We start from the raw sequence: 20,318 nt of genomic DNA, 5'->3' as shown, positions 1-20,318 counted from the left end.
AATTTAGCTTAATGTGATTTCTAATTTTCCTTTGCAGTGATTAACGTGAAATGGTTCTAATCACTAACTCATTGTAAGGGAATATTGTGGCGCAGAATTATTATTCACAGGCGGGTAACTTTACCAGCAGCCTGCAAGCAGAAGTTGACGTTCGTACAGGGTTGTATAAATGTAATTTTCCCATTCTTAATATTATCGGCAATCATGGCATCGGACCGGTTCAGGATATTACGTTAAGCTACACACCGTTAGATACACTCAATCGCGGATTTGGCCAAGGATGGGGACTGGGACTAACTTATTACGATAAGAAGAATGGTCTGTTAGTTACTGCAAATGGCGATCAGTATAAGATTATTGAAAATACAACTACTGTACTTATTCAACAGAATAAATTAGAAAACATCAAGTTTCAAAAATTCACCGACCACTATAAATTAATTTATAAAAATGGGGTGGTGGAAATTCTCAGCTCTCCGACCAGTGTGAATGACGTCAAGGTTCCGGTGACGATTTACTCCCCGCTGGGCCGGGCATTACAGCTCCAGTGGAATTTAACCGGTGATTTCCCGCAGTTGCTGAGCATTCGAGATGAAGAAAATACGCTGCTCAAAATTAGCTACAGCGGTTATACCACCATCACCGTATGGCCTTTGTCTATTGAAGAAAAGGTAATACGTGTTATCCAAAGCAACCAGCAGCTAACCTCTTTCAGTATTATCCAGGATAGCGAGAGCCCGGTGTGGAATCTTGCATATCAAACCGTTGGTAGCAACACCCTGCTTCAGGGGATCGAGACGCCTTCCGGTATGTCGGAATTTGTCACCTACGTGGCCAATCAGATTAAATTCCCTAGCTCAGCGGGACAGACGTCGCTCCCGCGCGTAACGGTGCATACGCGACTGCCTGGTGCTCAGCAGCCGGCTATTCGTCGTACCTATCAGTACTCTACAAATAACTACTTAGGCTATGGGTTATCGGCGCCGTGGTCTGCCAGTTCAGATTACCTCTACAATAATGCAACAGACTACCTTTACTGGAGCGAAGAGCACCTGGCTGACGGTGAAGAACTGATCGTCACCCGTAGAACATTTGATAACTTCCATCTGCTGCGTGAAGAAAAAACGATCCAGAATGGTTGTCAAAAACTGACCACTGCAGACTACTACGCGATTTCTGGCGCTATCTATGATAATCAGCCAGATAATTTTTTGTGCCAAAAAAGCAAGGTTGTCACCTATAGCCATACTGCAACGAATGAAGCGCGCTCGGAAACGACCAGCTATGAGTATAGTCTTGATGGCAATCTGTTAAGCCAAATTGAACCTGATGGAAAAACAACGACGTGGGAATATTTTCCTGCTATTGGTGGAGCTGAATGTCCTGCGGATCCACACGGCTTTTGTCGTTACATCAAATCTGAAACGGTGACACCGGCAGGCAGTGAATTTGATACACCGGTTAAAGCAAAGCACTATACCTATATCAGTATTCCGACCGCAGCGGGTGCCCAGGAGGTGTTAGATCACGCTGTGGTACAAAGCACCGTGCGCTCTACGTCAGATAAAAAGATATTGCTTCAGGTGGCTCAGGAGTATTTGTCTGACAACACTTCACCTTACTATGGTCAGGCATCCCGAAGCACCATCAGTAAAGCTGGTGTTGAAGGCGGCGAGCTGGATTACGTATCAACGGAAGAAACGACATGGGAAACCGATGATATCTACTCTACCCGGACGGTAACGTATTATCCTTTTGATTATGATGGTACCAATCATACTTCAATGATCGTTAAATATTATCCTCTGTCGCTTAAAGAGTACATTGTCACTGATACTGAAGGAAATACCACTGAGTATTATTATGACACTCAAGACCGCCTGACGAAAAGCATTAAAAATAGATTCTCGATCTACGAGACGAATCTTTATTATAGCTACCAGATGGAGGAGATTGAGCCTGGAACAGATGTTTTTGTACCAACAATGACTATTCAGGACGAAAAGAAAAATATCTCTAAAAATATCTATGATGGTTTGGGTAATATTGTCCGCCAGGACAAACTGATTAACGATGTATGGACCATTATATTTGAGCGTCGGTACGATGCTTTTGGTTGTGAATATTATAACGATCGCCGCGATCGGTTGAATGATATTGATGCGCTGGTCTCGCAAAAAATGGCATTCAACGACTGGGGAATGGTCAAGTCCATTCAATATAATGACGGCCATTATGAATATAATGACTACGATCCCATTACCATGCAGGCAACGGCCTGGCAGGAATCTGCCACTGAGGCAACTAGCCCTACCGTCACGCAGTATAACGTGAACAGTGCCGTAACCTCGAAGTGGAAAATTAACTCACTGGGTCAAAACGTTGGCGTTAAAAACTTTCACTATGATGGTTTAGGACAGCTCAGAAGCATTGTTGACGATATGGGTGTATTCCTCACCTATGACTATGACAGCTATGGCCGTGTTACTCATACAACTCTTGCCGACGGTACCAAAGTTCGTAAAATTTACGCTGGGCATACTAATGAAAAACTAATTACTCATATTTATGCCGATGACCGTCTGTTAGGAGAACAAACATTTGATGGTCTTGGTCGCCTGAAAACATCGACGGTGGCAAACCGTACTCAGCAGTTTGCGTATGAACTCGATAAAGCGTGCCCATACTGGACGCTGACACAAGATGGTCAGGAACTACAGTATGAGTATATTACTGAGCTTGGTAATGTGGTCAGAAGCGTTAAAGATAAGGACGCGCTGATTCTGCAGGAAATGACCTACGATCCGGCCAGCGGCGATCTCCTTACCGGGGTAAATGCGGAAGGCATTAAATTCGTTAACACCTATAATAATGACTCAACGCTGGCGACGGAAACCTTTACTGATAATGGCCGGACAGTTTCCACCAACTATACATTTTCGGGGAATGGTATTCTGCTGGATTATGTTGGTGTTGATAACAATACCCGTCATTCGACGTTTAACGTACTTGGTCAGTGTCTGAATATTACCGAAGGTAATATCACGCTTGACAATGAATTTGATACGTTAGGCCGTATTAAAAAAATCACAACCACGGACAGCCAATTCTCCACTGTTTCCACGATGGAAATTCATTATGATGAATTCTCTCGTGAGTGGACGCGAAGCTTTAGCTGTGGTGGGCAAAAACGCAGCGTTGAACAACTTTACTATCCTGATGACAGTCTGAAAACACGTATCACCCGTGAGGGAGAAACGGTGCTGCTGCGGGAAGAATTTGTCTATACCAACCGTAATCAGCTCTATACATATTCTGCAACTGGGGAGCAATTACCGGTCGATAAATTTGGCAATAAAATTACCAATCAGGTTTATACCTATGATGGTTTAGGGAATGTTAAAGACATTACCACCACCTTTGCTGATGGGGAAAATTTTACTGAATATCATTATGACCTGAACGATCCGTGCCAGCTCAAACGAATTGTTAATAGTCATAATGCGTATCCGAAAGAAACGCTGTTGGAATATGACTTAGCAGGTCGTCTGACTACCAATGAGGTCGGCAACACGTTAACGTACGATGCATTAGGACGCCTACAGCAGATTTTAAGCGGCGTGAGAGTTCTTGCGACCTACCATTATGATGTCATGGATCGGATGGTACGCCAGCTTGCGCAGGATGGAGGTAATACGCAACTTTATTATCGTGAAGGTAGCGTTGTTTCCCAATATAACGCGGACAATGCTGCTAGCACCGAATTTGTCAAAGTGGCCAATACGATGCTTGCCAGAAGAGACAATGCTGATTCCCAGTTATATCTGGCCGATTTTAAAGGTACGCCAATGAGTCAGGTCGATTCGAAAAGTAACACGATTGCGGATACCTGCTTTACCGCCTTTGGCGCGGGCGTTAATAATGCGTTACCAGCATGGAGCCCGGCATTTAATGGCCAGGTCAGGGACCCGGTCACCGGATATTATCATTTAGGCAGCGGCTATCGTGCCTACAACCCGGAATTAATGCGCTTTAATACGCCGGACAGCTGGTCACCGTTTGGCGAAGGGGGAATTAACCCTTATGCCTATTGCCGTAACGATCCGATCAACTTTATTGACCCAACAGGCCATATGAGTTTGCGGGCAGGCATCAGTATTGGTTTTAGTATATTTAGCCTGCTTCTGACCATATTTACCGCCGGCGCGGCAATTATTGTTGCAGGTGGGGTTGCTGCTGCAGTAGCTTCTGCGGAGGTTGTCTCTTTGGTACTGGGTGTCGTTGGCGTAGTGGGGGATGTCGCATCTATTACTTCTACCTCGCTTGAGGAGAAGAATCCAGATGTTGCGAATGCATTTTCATGGGTTTCCAGGGTTTGTTCTTTGATTAACTTTGGTAGCGTCTCAATGAAGATGTCTAGCCACATTAACGAGATCCCTGACAAGATTCTGGATACCTGGTCTAAGGTTCGGGGGCATTCAGGCTCGTATTCGGTTAAGGTTCATGATACCCGGAGTCTGATGGTCAAAACGGCCAACCGCTACCTGAAAGTGACGGATTCTACCGCTTTCGGTTTTCTGACCGATGGGAGCGCAATAGCTCTGGATATTTATGATTATATCAGTCAGCAGAAAGAGGACACGACATCGGGGCAGACCGGCAGCGATACGTCGAATGCTGATATTACGAATAATACCCTGACCAGTACCAGCGATCTGAAAAATTCTACAATTGAAAATTATTATCTATCCAGCACAGGTATGCAGAGTGGTGATAGTTCGGGATTGGAACCATTATATGCGTCTCAAAAAAATGATATGACTAAAGTTTTATCACCGCTTTTTATACAGTTGAAAAGTAGTGGTGTTCGTTTAGTAAATGAAAATAGTCTTGTGCCCTGGGGGTCAACGGTAGAGACAAAAATGTAACGTCACTTTTATTATAAGTGGTATTCGTTTGTTCGGTATCTGATGCAATAAAATAGATGCTCGCAAACATTGAATAAGTTTGTTCAATGTTTGCGGGGTATATTAATCAAGGAGTTATTATGAGTGCGCTTTTTAAGTATGTAACTGGTCTGGATATCAATCTTAGTTCCAGTAGCGACCAGGATGTTGTTTATGTCAATGGACGCAATCAGGTCGCAATTAATATTAATTTTGTTGTGACTGATGAATATTATAAGCAGATTGTGTTAACTGATGAACAAATCAAACAATGTGTCTTTGTTGGTGATTATCATTTGGGTACCGTTTTATTCCCTGGGCAATCTTCTAATGGATGGATTGCTTCTACAGAAGCCGGTGATTTCATTACCTCGGGAGGCTTAAATACATCTTTGAGATCTGGGAAGACCTATACAAAAGAATTGAAAGATTCTTTTGGTAATAGCTATCAAGGGATTACTTATTACATGAGTTGTGAAGAATACAATGCTTATTCCCGTACGTTCTGTGGTTTTGTAACTCCCGATAATATGAATACTTATGTTACCAGTGCCAAGGGAACTTCATTTGAGGATGGTGTAGTATTAACACCACTGCCAGAAATCTCTTATGATTATATCGACGTTACATTTTCACATACTGAGCCGGCTACATCTGAATATGGTAACCACCATGTTGAACAAGTCGATTATTATGTTAGCATCCCCTCTACTTCTATTAAAAAAGGTGACGTAGACCAATCCGATGATATGTTATATTATCTTCAGCATTATTCCAGTACTGAAGATCGGTATCAGTGCTGTTTTGACGTAGGAGAAGAGGATACCTGGATAGTATTGTTGTCTGATGGCACACAAGTTCCGGTTGAATATAATAAACGAGTAGGGCAGCAAAACATTGTTTGTCTTAAAGTTACTAATAGCTCCAGTCCGTATCTCCTTAACGAAGAGTGTCGATCTACAATTTATGATCCTTTTGGTAATCGCGGTCATCTTAAATTTGTGGCGCAAAATAGCGGCAGTGCTGTTGCGCTTTATAATGCTTAAATAAGGGAATTAACATGTCGGGTATCTTTTCATTTCTTAGTTATTTTACTCTTTCACTTCGTAATAATACAAATGCTGGTTCAATTTATGCGAACGGAAGAAATGAAGTTGAAGTGGTTGTTAACTTTATTGCATGCGATGATAATGGAGAACAGATATTTTTAGAAAATAGCCAAATTAATCACAATCTGAGTTTATGTGATTATTATACCGGGGAGCCTATTGAAAATGATGGGTGGTATAACGGTAATGGAAGCGGGGAATTTATTTCTGACGGTATCTTGTTAGATTCTCAGTCAGCATCGTTAACGGCTGCACTTATGCCAAACAATGTTCACTCACTCTCAACGGAACCAATGGAAGGTTTCTTGTTACCACAAAGTTTTGTCATGAGAGTCTCTGTAGGGAATAATGTCTTTGCGGCAAAATCTATCGCTGCAATCTTTTCTAATGAAGCAGGTCTTGTCTATGAGACTACTGCACGTAGTCATTTTGAGTCATGCATTGTGTTGACTCCGGTTGCAGAGAAAACCTATACGACAGAAGATATGACTCTGTGTGAAGATGCCGATCGTGATATGCGAAGCGGTCAGAAGACTAACGCTACAGGGAAATGGGATACATCAAAATATAATCAATATTATGGATTCACTAATAATCAACTTTTTATCAAAAAGTTTTCAATTAATAATGCAGCTAATCAAGACGATGATGTTGTCATTCGTTCAATGTATATGCCTGCAGAAGAACAGTATTCATCGCATTCTACACAGATTTTAGTCGATTCAATGTTAGGAGAGTCCGTTACGGCCATCGGACCTGATGGCACCGCAACGTATACTAAAAATGTGCGGCCAGGGCATTTATGTATTACCCGCGTAGATGGTAACAATGTTGCTACCGTTGATAATATGCGTCAGAGCGTCATTGTGACCCTATACGATCAATATGGCAACAAAGGCAACTTTACCATCACCACCAGTGACGATTACCAGGCCAGTATCGAAATCACTGACTAATTTATCGTTTTATTCTTCTCTGTCAAAGAGGCCCATGTGGCCTCTTTTTTTGGCGCTGAGATTGCCAACAGCGTGCCAAAAAAATTCGATGCTAATCAATGTGACAATATTTCTTAGGCATAAAAAAACCCGCTTTACGCGGGTTTTTTCACAAAGCTGATAACAATCAGGCGATTAAGCCAGTTTGTTGATCTGTGCAGTCAGGTTTGCTTTATGACGTGCAGCTTTGTTTTTGTGGATCAGACCTTTAGCAGCCTGACGGTCCACGATCGGTTGCATTTCGTTAAATGCTTTTACTGCAGTAGCTTTGTCGCCAGCTTCGATAGCTGCGTATACTTTCTTGATGAAAGTACGCATCATAGAGCGACGGCTAGCGTTGTGTTTGCGAGCCTTTTCAGACTGAACGGCGCGCTTCTTAGCTGATTTGATATTAGCCAAGGCCAACTCCCAAATGTGTTCTATATGGACAATTCAAAGGCCGAGGAATATGCCCGTTTAGCCTTCTTTTGTCAATGGATTTGTGCAAATAAGCGCCGTTAAATTGACAACGCTGCATTACGTATTGATGGCGCAGGATTCTACCAGCTTGTGGTCGATGAATACAGCCTTTCCGGCACAAAAATCACGCGTTCCGACGATATTTTCTTGCCTTTTTAACGGATGCTGATGAAATCATTCCCTCTTTCCGTTACCAGGTGCAATCGCCGGTTAACCTTGACTGCTGTACAAGGTATACTCTGACGATTTTCACTCTTTTGAGCCAGACATGAAGCTGATACGCGGCATACATAATCTCAGTCAGGCCCCACATGGGTGCGTGCTGACCATTGGTAATTTTGACGGTGTGCATCGTGGGCATCAGGCGCTACTGCAAGGCTTACGTGCCGAGGGCAGGGCGCGCGGTTTGCCTGTGGTGGTGATGATCTTTGAACCGCAGCCGCTGGAGCTCTTCGCGGCTGACAAGGCCCCGGCGCGCTTAACGCGCCTGCGCGAAAAGCTGCGCTATCTGGCCGAGAGTGGAGTGGACTACGTCCTGTGCCTGCGCTTTGACCGTCGCTTTGCCGCGCTCACCGCGCAGGACTTTATCAGCGACCTGCTGGTCAAGCGCTTGGGCGTGCAGTTCCTTGCCGTCGGCGATGATTTCCGTTTTGGCGCTGGTCGCCAGGGCGATTTCTTGTTATTACAGAAGGCTGGCGCGGAGTTTGGTTTCGATATCACCAGCACGCAAACCTTCTGCCATGGCGGCGTGCGCATCAGCAGCACCGCGGTGCGTCAGGCGCTGGCCGACGACAATCTCGAACAGGCCGAAAGCCTGCTGGGCCATCCGTTTATTATCTCCGGGCGCGTGGTGCACGGCGATGAACTGGGTCGCACCATCGGTTTCCCGACGGCGAACTTACCGCTGCGTCGTCAGGTCTCCCCGGTAAAAGGGGTTTATGCGGTCGAAGTGATGGGGCTGGGCGATAAGCCTCTGCCGGGCGTGGCCAATATTGGAACCCGCCCGACCGTTGCCGGCGTCCGCCAGCAGCTGGAAGTGCATTTGCTTGACGTTGTAATGGACCTTTACGGTCGCCATATTGATGTAGTACTGCGTAAAAAAATACGCAACGAGCAGCGATTTGCTTCGCTGGATGAACTAAAAGCGCAGATTGCGCGTGATGAGTTAACCGCCCGCGAATTGTTTGGGCTAACAAAACCGGCTTAAGCCAGTTATGTAATCAAACCGAAATACGGAACCGAGAATCTGATGAGTGACTATAAATCAACCCTGAGTTTGCCGGAAACAGGGTTCCCGATGCGCGGCGATCTCGCCAAGCGTGAACCGGGAATGCTGGCGCGTTGGACCGATGATGACCTGTACGGCATCATCCGTGCGGCCAAAAAAGGCAAAAAAACCTTCATTCTGCATGATGGCCCTCCATATGCGAATGGCAGCATTCATATTGGTCACTCGGTTAACAAGATTCTGAAAGACATTATCGTGAAGTCCAAAGGGCTTTCCGGTTACGACTCCCCGTACGTCCCGGGCTGGGACTGCCACGGCCTGCCGATCGAACTGAAGGTTGAGCAGGAATACGGTAAGCCGGGTGAGAAATTCACCGCCGCAGAATTCCGCGCCAAGTGCCGTGAATATGCCGCGACTCAGGTTGACGGCCAGCGTACCGACTTCATTCGTCTGGGGGTGCTGGGCGACTGGCAGAAGCCGTACCTGACCATGGATTTCAAAACCGAAGCCAATATCATTCGTGCGCTGGGCAAAATTGTTGCCAACGGCCACCTGCACAAAGGCGCGAAGCCGGTGCACTGGTGCGTTGACTGCCGTTCCGCGCTGGCGGAAGCCGAAGTCGAGTATTACGACAAAACCTCTCCGTCTATCGACGTGGCGTTCCACGCCGTTGACCAGGACGCGGTAAAAGCGAAATTCGGCGCGGCAAACGTCTCCGGCCCTATCTCGCTGGTTATCTGGACCACTACCCCGTGGACCCTGCCGGCTAACCGCGCTATTTCACTGGCGCCGGACTTCGATTATGCGCTGGTGCAGATCGACGGTCAGGCGGTGATTCTGGCGAGCGATCTGGTCGAAAGCGTGATGAAACGCATTGGCGCTGCTGATTACACCATCCTCGGTACCGTCAAAGGCGCCGAGCTGGAACTGCTGCGCTTTACCCACCCGTTCATGGGCTTCGATGTGCCGGCTATTCTCGGCGACCACGTCACGCTGGACGCCGGTACCGGTGCGGTGCATACCGCCGGTGGTCACGGCCCGGACGACTACGTGATCAGCCAGAAATACGGTCTGGAAATCGCGAACCCGGTAGGCCCGGACGGCGCCTACCTGGCGGGTACCTATCCGGAACTGGACGGTGTGAACGTCTTCAAAGCCAACGACAAAATCGTTGCGCTGCTGACTGAAAAAGGCGCACTGCTGCACGTCGAAAAAATGCAGCACAGCTACCCGTGCTGCTGGCGTCACAAGTCGCCGATCATCTTCCGTGCGACCCCGCAGTGGTTTGTGAGCATGGACCAGAAAGGCCTGCGCATTCAGTCGCTCAAAGAGATTGACCGCATCGAGCAGGAAGGTCTGGCGAAAGACGATCTCAGCGGCTGGATCCCGGCATGGGGTAAGGCGCGTATCGAATCGATGGTTGCTAACCGCCCTGACTGGTGTATCTCCCGTCAGCGTACCTGGGGCGTGCCGATGGCGCTGTTCGTGCATAAAGACACCGAAGAGCTGCACCCGCGCACCACCGAGCTGATGGAAGCGGTGGCCAAATACGTTGAGAAAGACGGTATTCAGGCGTGGTGGGATCTCGACCCGCGTGAAATCCTCGGCGACGACGCCGACAACTATGTCAAAGTGCCGGATACCCTGGACGTATGGTTCGATTCCGGATCGACCAGCTACTCCGTCGTTGACGCCCGCCCGGAATTCGGCGGCCACGCTGCTGACATGTATCTGGAAGGCTCCGACCAGCACCGCGGCTGGTTCATGTCCTCGCTGATGATCAGCGTCGCCATGAAAGGTAAAGCACCGTACCGTCAGGTACTGACCCACGGCTTCACCGTCGATGGTCAGGGCCGTAAGATGTCCAAATCTATCGGCAACACCGTTTCTCCGCAGGACGTGATGAACAAACTGGGCGCGGATATCCTGCGTCTGTGGGTGGCTTCTACCGACTACACCGGCGAAATGGCGGTCTCCGACGAGATCCTCAAACGTGCTGCCGACAGCTATCGTCGTATCCGTAACACCGCGCGCTTCCTGCTGGCGAACCTCAACGGGTTCGATCCGAAGAAAGACATGGTGAAACCGGAAGAGATGGTGGTGCTGGATCGCTGGGCGGTTGCCTGTGCGCAGGCCGCGCAGGACGATATCGTGAAAGCGTACGCCTCCTACGATTTCCACGAAGTGGTACAGCGCCTGATGCGCTTCTGCTCCGTTGAAATGGGCTCCTTCTACCTCGACATCATCAAAGACCGCCAGTACACCGCGAAAGCGGACAGCGTGGCGCGTCGTAGCTGCCAGACCGCGCTGTACCATATCGCGGAAGCGCTGGTGCGCTGGATGGCGCCGATCATGTCCTTCACCGCTGACGAAATCTGGGGCTACCTGCCGGGCGACCGTGAGAAGTATGTCTTCACCGGCGAGTGGTACGAAGGTCTGTTCGGGCTGGATAACGCCGAAGAGATGAACGACGACTTCTGGGAAGAGCTGTTGAAAGTCCGTGGCGAAGTGAACAAGGTGATCGAGCAGGCGCGCGCTGACAAGAAAGTCGGCGGTTCGCTGGAAGCGGCGGTGACCCTGTACGCTGACGCGGATCTGGCGGCGAAACTGACGGCGCTGGGCGACGAATTGCGATTTGTCCTGTTGACCTCCGGGGCGACCGTTGCCGATTATGCAGCAGCGACCGACGACGCTCAGCAGAGTGAACTGCTGAAAGGTCTGAAAGTGGCGCTGAGCAAAGCCGAAGGTGAGAAGTGCCCGCGCAGCTGGCACTATACTCAGGATATCGGCAAGGTGGCGGAGCACGCAGATATCTGCGGACGCTGTGTGAGCAACGTGGCCGGTGACGGCGAAAAACGTAAGTTTGCCTGATGAGTAAATCGATCTGTTCAACAGGGCTACGCTGGCTGTGGCTGGTGGTAGCCGTGCTGATTATCGATCTGGGCAGCAAATACCTGATCCTCCAGAACTTTGCTCTGGGGGATACGGTGTCGCTGTTCCCGTCGCTTAATCTGCATTATGCGCGTAACTATGGCGCCGCGTTCAGCTTCCTGGCGGACAGCGGCGGCTGGCAGCGCTGGTTCTTCGCGGGTATCGCTGTCGGTATCTGCGTGGTGCTGGCGGTGCTGATGTATCGCTCTAAAGCCACGCAGAAGCTGAATAACATCGCCTATGCGCTGATTATTGGCGGCGCGCTGGGTAACCTGTTCGACCGTCTGTGGCACGGTTTCGTCGTCGACATGATCGATTTCTACGTCGGCGACTGGCACTTTGCCACCTTCAACCTGGCTGATACGGCAATTTGTATCGGCGCGGCGTTGATTGTGCTGGAAGGCTTCCTGCCGAAAAAGCAGGCGTAGTCCGTGATTTTCCCGGCGCCGCTTTGCTCGGCCGGGCTACTCCAGTCTGTAGCCCGGCCGAGCAAAGCGACGCCGGGGAGTCTCAACGGCGCACTATTTTATAACAATAACCGTCATTCCAATGTCGTAAGATAAAAGGCTGTCCCTGCATGTCTAACTCGATTCAAAGCAACAGCGCGGTGCTGGTGCACTTCACGCTGAAACTGGACGATGGCTCAACCGCTGAGTCAACCCGTAACAACGGTAAACCGGCGCTGTTTCGTCTGGGCGATGCCTCCCTGTCTGAAGGGCTGGAGCAGCATCTTCTCGGCCTGAAGGCCGGGGACAAAAAATCCTTCTCTCTGGAGCCTGACGCGGCGTTCGGTATCTCGACGCCGGATCTGATCCAGTATTTCTCCCGCCGCGAATTTATGGATGCGGGCGAGCCGGAAATCGGCGCGATCATGCTTTTTACCGCAATGGATGGCAGTGAAATGCCGGGCGTGATCCGTGAAATCAACGGTGATTCGATCACGGTTGATTTCAACCATCCGCTGGCGGGCCATACCGTTCATTTTGATATTGAAGTACTGGAAGTCGATCCGGTACTGGAGGCGTAACATGCAGATCCTGTTGGCCAACCCACGCGGCTTTTGTGCAGGCGTTGACCGCGCTATCAGCATTGTTGAAAATGCGCTCGCCATCTACGGCGCGCCGATCTACGTACGACACGAAGTGGTGCATAACCGCTACGTGGTGGACAGCCTGCGCGAACGCGGCGCGATCTTTATCGAGCAGATTAGCGAAGTGCCGGACGGCGCTATCCTGATCTTCTCCGCCCACGGCGTGTCTCAGGCCGTCCGCAACGAAGCGAAAAGCCGCGATCTCACGGTGTTCGACGCGACCTGTCCGCTTGTCACCAAAGTGCATATGGAAGTGGCGCGCGCCAGCCGTCGTGGCGAAGAGTCGAGTCTGATTGGCCACGCTGGCCACCCGGAAGTGGAAGGCACCATGGGCCAGTACAGCAACCCGAAAGGCGGCATGTACCTGGTCGAGTCGCCGGAGGACGTGCTGACGCTGACGGTGAAAGACGAAAGCAAGCTGTCGTTTATGACCCAGACCACGCTCTCGGTGGACGACACCTCCGACGTCATCGACGCGCTGTGCGAGCGCTTCCCGAAAATCGTCGGTCCGCGTAAAGACGATATCTGCTATGCCACCACCAACCGTCAGGAAGCGGTGCGATCGCTCACCCAGCAGGCCGACGTGGTGCTGGTGGTCGGCTCGAAAAACTCGTCCAACTCCAACCGTCTGGCCGAACTGGCGCAGCGGATGGGGAAAGCCGCCTATCTGATTGACGACGCGGCGGACATTCAGGAAGCGTGGGTGAAAGATGCGGCCTGCGTCGGCGTCACCGCCGGGGCCTCCGCGCCGGATATCCTGGTGCAGAACGTGATTGCGCGTCTGCAGTCGCTGGGCGGCGGCGAGGCCATCACCCTTGAAGGCCGTGAAGAGAACATTGTTTTCGAAGTGCCGCGCGAGCTGCGTGTGGATGTTCGTGAAGTGGAATAAATTAATCCTCCCGCGAATGTGAAAAAATGCCAGGCTTAACGTCTGGCATTTTTTTAGGGAGAAATCATGCGTCTACCTATTTTCCTGGATACCGATCCCGGTATCGACGATGCCGCGGCAATTGCCGCCGCGCTGTTTGCCCCCGAGCTGGATCTCCAGCTGATGACCACCGTTGCCGGCAACGTCTCGGTGGAAAAAACCACCCGTAACGGCCTGCAGCTCCTGCATTTCTGGGGGGCTGACGTGCCGTTAGCGCAGGGGGCCGCCGCGCCGCTGGTGCGCCCGCTGCGCGACGCCGCCTCGGTTCACGGCGAGTCGGGTATGGAAGGCTACGATTTTGTCGAACATAACCGCCAGCCGCTGGCGAAACCGGCATTTCAGGCCATTCGCGATGCGCTGATGCACGCGCCGCAGCCGATCACGCTGGTGGCTATCGGCCCGCTCACCAATATTGCGCTGCTGCTGACGCAGTATCCGGAATGCCGCTTCAACATCCGCCGTCTGGTGATGATGGGCGGCTCCGCCGGGCGCGGTAACTTTACCCCTAATGCCGAATTCAATATCGCCATTGACCCGGAAGCCGCGGCGCTGGTGTTCCGCAGCGGTCTGGACATCGTGATGTGCGGGCTGGACGTGACCAATCAGGCCACGCTAACGCCGAACTATCTGGCCGCGCTGCCTGCACTGAACAAAACCGGCGGCATGCTCCACGCGCTGTTCAGCCACTACCGCAGCGGCAGTATGCAGAGCGGCCTGCGGATGCACGACCTGTGCGCCATCGCCTGGCTGGTACGCCCAGAACTGTTTACGCTGCAAAATTGCTTTGTGGCGGTGGAAACGCAGGGGCAATACACCGCGGGCACGACGGTGGTCGATATCGAAGAGCGCCTCGGGCAACCGGCCAACGCGCAGGTGGCGCTGGCGCTGGACGTCGAGGGTTTCCGCGAGTGGGTGGCTGAGGTGTTTGCCCGCGCGCCGTAACGGTAGACTCCCTGCATTGATGACCATAGACGAGCGGCTCATTGATGCAGGGCGACGGTGCTCATACAGCCCTGTGACTTCAGGCTTACGACACTTTTCGGCGATAGATTCTTTCCGGTCTGCCCACTTTCCCATAGCTGATTTCCGCTTCCAGCTGGTTGTTTTTGACGCACTGTTCGAGATAGCGCCGTGCCGTTGTTTTGCTGCTGCCAAGGAGGCGCGCCAGCGAATCGGCCGTATGCACGGCTTGTACGTCGTCAAATATCTGGAGTACGCGGCTAAGCGTATTCTCATCGATTCCACGCAATCCTCCGGTGGGTTCATTGAGATGTTCTTTCGCCTGGATATTAAATAATGCGTCAACGTGCGTCTGGCTGGCCTGTTCGCTGGAGCGTAGCGAACTGCGATACCGGGCGAAGCGCTCCAGCGTATGCTGGAGCCTCTGGTAATGCACCGGCTTAATGAGGTAATCGAATACGCCCATCCGCAGCGCTTCGCTGATGGTATCCATATGATTATCCGCGGTAATAAAAATAATGCGGCCGCTGTACTGGGTATTAAATGTGTGGCGAATCAAATCGATGCCTTTGCCATCGGGCAGAAAATTGTCCAGCAAAATAAGCTCAGGCTGATAAAGACGGATCTGTTTTTTTGCGCTTTCGACTTTGTCAGCAATGCCGATGACATGAAACTGTGGTGATTGTTTGAAGGTATCCACCAGAATTTCCGCCAGCATCGGTTCATCTTCAATAATGAGGGTTGAAATGCTATCCATTATTTTTTTCTCTGGTAAAAGGAATGTACAGGGTAAAAATGGTGCCGCGAGGAATATTGTTATCAACGATAATGTTGCCGTTGGCCTGCTCGATGTAACTACGCACCAGCCATAAGCCAATGCCGTGATCGCCGCTGTCGTGGCTGGTCACGCCGCGCTCGAAAATATGCTGGCGAATTTTTTTATTAATTCCGCATCCCTGGTCGGCTATTTCTATGATGACTTCTTTGCCTTCACTATTAATCAAACACTCAATCTGCCGTGAACAGGGCGGGCTCAGCAGCGTCGCATTGTAGGCGTTGTCGAGCAAATTACCGACAATAGAAATCCACTCATTGTGTGAGAGTGAGGCGGGAAGATGTTCTACATAACAGCCCGGATCGAATATTAGCTCAAGCCCCAATTCTTTCGCCCGGTAATACTTACCGATAAGTAACCCCGCCATATGATGATCTTTAAAGTTCTGCGCAATAAAATCGAGGACCTTCTGATGGCTTTCTGATTGTTGCTGGATAAGCGCCAGCGCATTATCGTAGCGCTTAAGAAACAGCAGCCCAGCGATGGTGGAAATAAGGTTGCGGTGCTCGTGCTGGACGGCCCGTAGGTTGTCGGCATATTGCTGTATCTGGCTTAGCTGCAGGCTTAACGTATTAATATCATCTTTACTGCGGAAACTGATGACCCAGCCTTGTGGCTGGCTGTTCAGGATCACCGCCATCCGGCTGGCAATGACTTTGATATCGTTGAAGGTGACGATTTCATCTTTTTTATTTTTCTGCGGTGCATCATAAAAAAGGCTTCGGGCCGAACGACGCTATTGATGGCGTTGCCGATAAGCTCAGACTCCGGCAGGCTCAGGTTGAGCATACGTCGTGCGGTTTGATTGATGGCCGTGATGCGATGCTGTGAGTCAATGGCGATAAGCCCCTCAAACACCGACTCAAAAAGCACGCTTTGCTGGATGAGCAGCTGTGACAGCTGCTGTGGTTCCATATCCAGCATCTGTTTTTTAATGTGCAGTGAAAAGCGGCGTGCGCAGTAAAGTAGCAGGAGTAATAAGATAGCCATCGGAAAAAGCAGGGAGCCAATTTGCAGGTTGAGCCAGCTCTCCAGCTGTTCGAGGGTATAACCCACGGAAACGATACCGAGCACTTTCCCCGTACTGTCCTGAATCGGCGATTTACCCCGCAGTGACGAGCCTAACGATCCCTTACGGACAGAGACATAGCTTTTCGCCTGATAAAGTGCGTCATCGCTGTCACCGCCTTCCATGTACTGGCCGATTTCATCCGGATTAACATGGTACAGGCGCAGGCCTTTTTCATCGCCAACGGTGATATAAGTAGCGTCGGAAAATGAACGCATCGGATCGATCAGGGCTTTTATTCGTTGCAGATCGTGTTCTTTAACCGCCTCGACAAGTTCAGGCATGGCGGAGATTTGCATGGCCTGGATCAGCGCACGTTGCCCCACCTGATAGTGCAGGCGTTCTTCGGTAATACTGGTGAGGTAACCGGTGATTGCCAGCATGACGATCGTCGAGGTAAACAGAATGAGCAAAAAGATCCTGTTCTGGAACGATCGTCTGGCAAACCATTGATTAATTTTACGAATAAACATATCTCTGTAAGAAATTAAATGACGCATTGTCTGTGATTCGCCGCAGCTGGCGTTGTGCCAGTTCCTGTTTTTCGTGTTTTAGGAAAACATTTGAATAAAAATGGGATACGACGCGCGTATCCCATTGGTTATTACATCGCCAGCACGTACTTCAGCATCACGCCCGCCGCAATCGCCGAGCCAATCACCCCCGCCACGTTCGGGCCCATCGCGTGCATCAGCAGGAAGTTCTGCGCGTCCGACTCCAGCCCCACCTTGTTCGATACCCGCGCCGCCATCGGCACCGCCGAGACGCCCGCCGAGCCGATCAGCGGGTTGATTTTGTTTTTGCTGAACACGTTCATCAGCTTCGCCATCAGCACCCCGGCGGCGGTGCCGATACCAAACGCAATCACCCCCAGCAGCAGAATGCCCAGCGTCTGCGGCTGCAGGAACTTGTCCGCCACCAGCTTAGCCCCCACCGACAGGCCGAGGAAAATGGTGACGATGTTGATCAGCCCGTTCTGCACCGTGTCGCTCAGGCGTTCCACCACGCCGCTTTCGCGCATCAGATTGCCGAAGCAGAACATCCCCAGCAGCGGCGCGGCGTCCGGCAGCAGCAGCGCCACCAGCAGCAACAGCACCACCGGGAAGAGGATTTTTTCCCGTTTGCTGACGGTACGCAGTTGCACCATGCGGATCTGCCGCTCTTTCTCGCTGGTCAGCGCGCGCATAATCGGCGGCTGGATCAGCGGCACCAGCGCCATATACGAGTAAGCCGCCACCGCGATCGCCCCCAGCAGCTCCGGCGCCAGCTTGCTCGACAGGTAAATCGCCGTCGGGCCGTCCGCGCCGCCGATGATGCCTATCGCCGCCGCCTGCGGCAGGGTGAAGTGGATGAAGCCGAAGTAGTTCAGCGTCAGCGCCCCCAGCACGGTGGCGAAGATGCCGAACTGCGCCGCCGCGCCGAGCAGCAGCGTGCGCGGGTTGGCCAGCAGCGGGCCGAAGTCGGTCATCGCGCCGACGCCCATAAAGATGACCAGCGGCGCGACGCCGGAGCCAATCGCCACCTTATAGAACAGCGCCAGCACCCCCGGCGTGTAGCCCATGTCCACCGCCAGATTCTCCATCTGGCCCTGCACCGACGGCAGCGCCAGCGCTAACGCTTCCTTGATGGCGTGCACGTCCGGCGCGCAGTTAAGCTTCGCGGCAATCACCGCCAGCTGCCCGGCGTCGTGATGCGCCAGCAGACTTTCCAGCGCGGTGAGGGCCATGCCCGCCTCCGGGATGTTGGAGAGCAGGCCGCCGAAGCCAATCGGCAGCAGCAGCAGCGGCTCAAACTTCTTCGCTATCGCCAGCCACAGCAGCAGCAGGCTGACCAGCAGCATGATGGCCTGACCCGCGCCGAGGTGCATCAGCCCCATGCCCTGAAACAGGGCGTTCAGACTTTCCATTTCCGCTCTCCGTTACGCCAGCTGCATCAGGGTGTCGCCCACCGCCACCGCATCCCCGGCTTTCACCGCGATACCGCGTACCGTGCCCGCCTGCGCGGCGCGGATTTCGGTCTCCATCTTCATGGCTTCCAGAATCAGCAGCACGTCGCCTTCCGCCACGCTCTGGCCTTCGGTGGCTATCACTTTCCAGATATTGCCCGCCAGCGGCGCGGTAACCGGCGTACCTGCGCCCGCCGGAGCCGGAGCCGCGACCGGCGCGGACGCGGAGAGCTGGCTGATATCGCCGCCGTCGCTGACCTTCACCACAAAGGCTTTGCCTTCCACTTCCACGGTGTAGATGCCGGAGGTGGCCGGTTTTGCCGCCGGGGCCGGTTTCGCGCTTTCCACCTGCGGAACGGCCTCAAACGCCGCCGGGTTATGGCGGTTTTCCAGGAACTTCATCCCCGGCTGCGGGAACAGCGCCACGGTCAGCACGTCGTCAATGGCGTTATCGGCCAGGCGGATGCCTTTTTCCTGCGCCTGACGGGTGATGTCGGCCTCCAGCGCCGCCAGCTCCGGCTGCAGTAAATCCGCCGGGCGGCAGGTTACCGGTTCCGCGCCTTCCAGCACCCGCGCCTGCAGCGCCGCGTTCACCGGGGCCGGGGTGTGGCCGTATTCGCCTTTCAGAATGCCCGCCGTCTCTCTGGCGATGGTTTTGTAGCGCGCGCCGGTCAGCACGTTGAGCACCGCCTGGGTGCCGACAATCTGCGAGGTGGGGGTGACCAGCGGGATAAAGCCGAGGTCCTCGCGCACGCGGGGGATTTCCGCCAGCACCAGGTCCAGCTTGTCCGCCGCGTTCTGCTGCTTCAGCTGGCTTTCGAGGTTGGTGAGCATCCCGCCGGGCACCTGGGCCACCAGAATGCGGCTGTCATAGCCTTTCAGCTGGCCTTCGAAGGCGTGGTATTTTTTGCGCACCTCGCGGAAGTACGCGGCGATGCTCTCCAGTTTGTTGATATCCAGCCCGGTGTCGTGCTCCGTGCCGGCGAGCGTCGCCACCAGCGCTTCAGTGGCCGGGTGGCCGTAGGTGGCACTCATCGAGGAGATGGCGGTATCCACGCCGTCGACGCCCGCTTCGATAGCCTTCAGCAGCGCCATCTCCGCCATCCCGGTGGTGGCGTGGCAGTGCAGGTGCAGACGCACGTCGTAGCGTTTTTTGATTTCGCTGACCAGCTCATACGCCGCCACCGGCGTGAGAATGCCGGACATATCCTTGATGGCAATCGAGTCGACGCCGGTCTCCAGCAGCTGTTCGGTCAGGTCCAGCCAGGTCTGTAAGGTATGCACCGGGCTGGTGGTGTAGGAGAGCGTGCCCTGCGCATGCGCCCCGTGGCTGCGCACCGCCTGCAGGGCGGCTTTCATATTGCGCGGGTCGTTCATGGCGTCGAAGACGCGGAACACGTCCATGCCGTTTTTCACCGTGCGTTCGACGAAGCGCGCCACCACGTCATCGGCGTAGTGGCGATAGCCGAGCAGGTTCTGGCCGCGCAGCAGCATCTGCAGCGGGGTTTTCGGCATGGCTTTTTTCAGCTCGCGCAGGCGGACCCACGGGTCTTCGCCGAGAAAGCGGATACAGGCGTCAAAGGTGGCGCCGCCCCAGCACTCGAGCGAGCCGTAGCCGACGTCGTCGAGCTGTGCGGCGATGGGCAGCATGTCATCAAGACGCAGGCGGGTGGCAAACAGGGACTGGTGGGCGTCGCGCAGGACGACATCGGTAATGGCAACGGTCATGGGTTCCTCCGTGAATTAAACATGAAGACGGTGATGGTGAATGGCGGCGGCAATCACCGGCTTTAAGCGGGTGAAATCGTCCACGACGGGCGCGG

The 20,318-nt window shown here is 52.5% G+C and carries 13 protein-coding genes and 3 pseudogenes; 10 read left to right on the top strand and 6 right to left on the bottom strand.

Annotation, left to right across the window (positions count from 1 at the left end; genetic code table 11):
* Positions 1 to 86 precede the first annotated feature (86 nt).
* From ACK5JN_RS20945 to ACK5JN_RS20935, 3 genes are all read left to right on the top strand, one after another.
* Positions 87 to 4,928 (top strand): RHS repeat-associated core domain-containing protein, encoded by a 4,842-nt coding sequence (locus tag ACK5JN_RS20945; RefSeq protein ID WP_416871911.1) that lies wholly within the window; start codon positions 87 to 89, stop codon positions 4,926 to 4,928.
* Positions 4,929 to 5,047: 119 nt separating this feature from the next.
* Positions 5,048 to 5,992 carry a hypothetical protein gene (locus tag ACK5JN_RS20940; RefSeq protein ID WP_416871910.1) on the top strand — a complete coding sequence of 315 codons (945 nt, stop codon included), beginning with the start codon at positions 5,048 to 5,050 and terminating at the stop codon, positions 5,990 to 5,992.
* 14 nt (positions 5,993 to 6,006) lie between these two features.
* A complete protein-coding gene (locus tag ACK5JN_RS20935; RefSeq protein ID WP_416871909.1) occupies positions 6,007 to 7,011 on the top strand; it encodes a hypothetical protein in 1,005 nt (334 codons plus the stop codon).
* A 174-nt stretch (positions 7,012 to 7,185) separates the two neighbouring features.
* Here ACK5JN_RS20935 and rpsT read toward each other — a convergent pair whose 3' ends face one another.
* Positions 7,186 to 7,449 (bottom strand): 30S ribosomal protein S20, encoded by a 264-nt coding sequence (gene rpsT / locus ACK5JN_RS20930; RefSeq protein WP_416871908.1) that lies wholly within the window; start codon positions 7,447 to 7,449, stop codon positions 7,186 to 7,188.
* Positions 7,450 to 7,551: 102 nt separating this feature from the next.
* Between rpsT and ACK5JN_RS20925 the strand changes: the two are divergent.
* The 7 genes and pseudogenes from ACK5JN_RS20925 (at position 7,552) to rihC (ending at position 14,628) form a co-directional block, all read left to right on the top strand.
* A pseudogene (locus tag ACK5JN_RS20925) lies at positions 7,552 to 7,752 on the top strand (DUF2575 domain-containing protein).
* Positions 7,753 to 7,777: 25 nt separating this feature from the next.
* The gene (ribF, locus tag ACK5JN_RS20920) at positions 7,778 to 8,716 is read left to right on the top strand and encodes a bifunctional riboflavin kinase/FAD synthetase (RefSeq protein ID WP_416871907.1); all 939 of its coding nucleotides are present in this window, start codon (positions 7,778 to 7,780) and stop codon (positions 8,714 to 8,716) included.
* 42 nt (positions 8,717 to 8,758) lie between these two features.
* Entirely contained in the window at positions 8,759 to 11,608 is a 2,850-nt protein-coding gene (gene ileS, locus ACK5JN_RS20915) for an isoleucine--tRNA ligase (RefSeq protein ID WP_416871906.1), read from the top strand.
* A complete protein-coding gene (gene lspA, locus ACK5JN_RS20910) occupies positions 11,608 to 12,096 on the top strand; it encodes a signal peptidase II (protein WP_416871905.1) in 489 nt (162 codons plus the stop codon). Before ileS ends, lspA begins: the two co-directional genes overlap by 1 nt.
* A 149-nt stretch (positions 12,097 to 12,245) precedes the next feature.
* Positions 12,246 to 12,695, top strand: a complete 450-nt coding sequence (fkpB, locus tag ACK5JN_RS20905) for an FKBP-type peptidyl-prolyl cis-trans isomerase (RefSeq protein ID WP_064547280.1) — start codon at positions 12,246 to 12,248, stop codon at positions 12,693 to 12,695.
* Position 12,696: 1 nt separating this feature from the next.
* Positions 12,697 to 13,647, top strand: coding sequence for a 4-hydroxy-3-methylbut-2-enyl diphosphate reductase (gene ispH, locus ACK5JN_RS20900; protein ID WP_416871904.1), 951 nt, complete (start codon positions 12,697 to 12,699; stop codon positions 13,645 to 13,647).
* 66 nt (positions 13,648 to 13,713) lie between these two features.
* Positions 13,714 to 14,628: a ribonucleoside hydrolase RihC gene (rihC, locus tag ACK5JN_RS20895; RefSeq protein ID WP_416871903.1), complete on the top strand. Its 915-nt coding sequence runs from the start codon at positions 13,714 to 13,716 to the stop codon at positions 14,626 to 14,628.
* 85 nt (positions 14,629 to 14,713) lie between these two features.
* Here the strand turns inward: rihC and ACK5JN_RS20890 are convergent, their stop codons facing one another.
* The 5 genes and pseudogenes from ACK5JN_RS20890 to ACK5JN_RS20870 form a co-directional block, all read right to left on the bottom strand.
* Positions 14,714 to 15,403: a response regulator gene (locus ACK5JN_RS20890; protein ID WP_416871902.1), complete on the bottom strand. Its 690-nt coding sequence runs from the start codon at positions 15,401 to 15,403 to the stop codon at positions 14,714 to 14,716.
* A pseudogene (locus ACK5JN_RS20885) lies at positions 15,396 to 17,023 on the bottom strand (ATP-binding protein). The gene ACK5JN_RS20890 and the pseudogene ACK5JN_RS20885 overlap by 8 nt, the downstream one beginning before the upstream one ends.
* A 131-nt stretch (positions 17,024 to 17,154) precedes the next feature.
* A complete protein-coding gene (locus ACK5JN_RS20880) occupies positions 17,155 to 18,456 on the bottom strand; it encodes an oxalacetate decarboxylase subunit beta (RefSeq protein ID WP_416871901.1) in 1,302 nt (433 codons plus the stop codon).
* 12 nt (positions 18,457 to 18,468) lie between these two features.
* Positions 18,469 to 20,223: a sodium-extruding oxaloacetate decarboxylase subunit alpha gene (gene oadA, locus ACK5JN_RS20875; protein ID WP_416871900.1), complete on the bottom strand. Its 1,755-nt coding sequence runs from the start codon at positions 20,221 to 20,223 to the stop codon at positions 18,469 to 18,471.
* A 15-nt stretch (positions 20,224 to 20,238) separates the two neighbouring features.
* Positions 20,239 to 20,318 (bottom strand): annotated as a pseudogene (locus ACK5JN_RS20870) (oxaloacetate decarboxylase subunit gamma); the annotation flags it as partial.

Source organism: Kluyvera sp. (genome assembly GCF_047971185.1).
Taxonomy (GTDB): domain Bacteria; phylum Pseudomonadota; class Gammaproteobacteria; order Enterobacterales; family Enterobacteriaceae; genus Kluyvera.
Note: the sequence above shows the minus strand (reverse complement) of the source record. Positions and strands in the feature narration are given on the sequence as shown.

Coding starts and splice junctions, on each gene's coding strand:
- ACK5JN_RS20890 (WP_416871902.1), bottom strand. CDS start 15,403: ATGGATAGCATTTCAACCCTCATTATTGAAGATGAACCGATGCTGGCG.
- ileS (WP_416871906.1), top strand. CDS start 8,759: ATGAGTGACTATAAATCAACCCTGAGTTTGCCGGAAACAGGGTTCCCG.
- lspA (WP_416871905.1), top strand. CDS start 11,608: ATGAGTAAATCGATCTGTTCAACAGGGCTACGCTGGCTGTGGCTGGTG.
- rihC (WP_416871903.1), top strand. CDS start 13,714: ATGCGTCTACCTATTTTCCTGGATACCGATCCCGGTATCGACGATGCC.
- ACK5JN_RS20880 (WP_416871901.1), bottom strand. CDS start 18,456: ATGGAAAGTCTGAACGCCCTGTTTCAGGGCATGGGGCTGATGCACCTC.
- oadA (WP_416871900.1), bottom strand. CDS start 20,223: ATGACCGTTGCCATTACCGATGTCGTCCTGCGCGACGCCCACCAGTCC.
- ispH (WP_416871904.1), top strand. CDS start 12,697: ATGCAGATCCTGTTGGCCAACCCACGCGGCTTTTGTGCAGGCGTTGAC.
- ACK5JN_RS20940 (WP_416871910.1), top strand. CDS start 5,048: ATGAGTGCGCTTTTTAAGTATGTAACTGGTCTGGATATCAATCTTAGT.
- ribF (WP_416871907.1), top strand. CDS start 7,778: ATGAAGCTGATACGCGGCATACATAATCTCAGTCAGGCCCCACATGGG.
- ACK5JN_RS20935 (WP_416871909.1), top strand. CDS start 6,007: ATGTCGGGTATCTTTTCATTTCTTAGTTATTTTACTCTTTCACTTCGT.
- fkpB (WP_064547280.1), top strand. CDS start 12,246: ATGTCTAACTCGATTCAAAGCAACAGCGCGGTGCTGGTGCACTTCACG.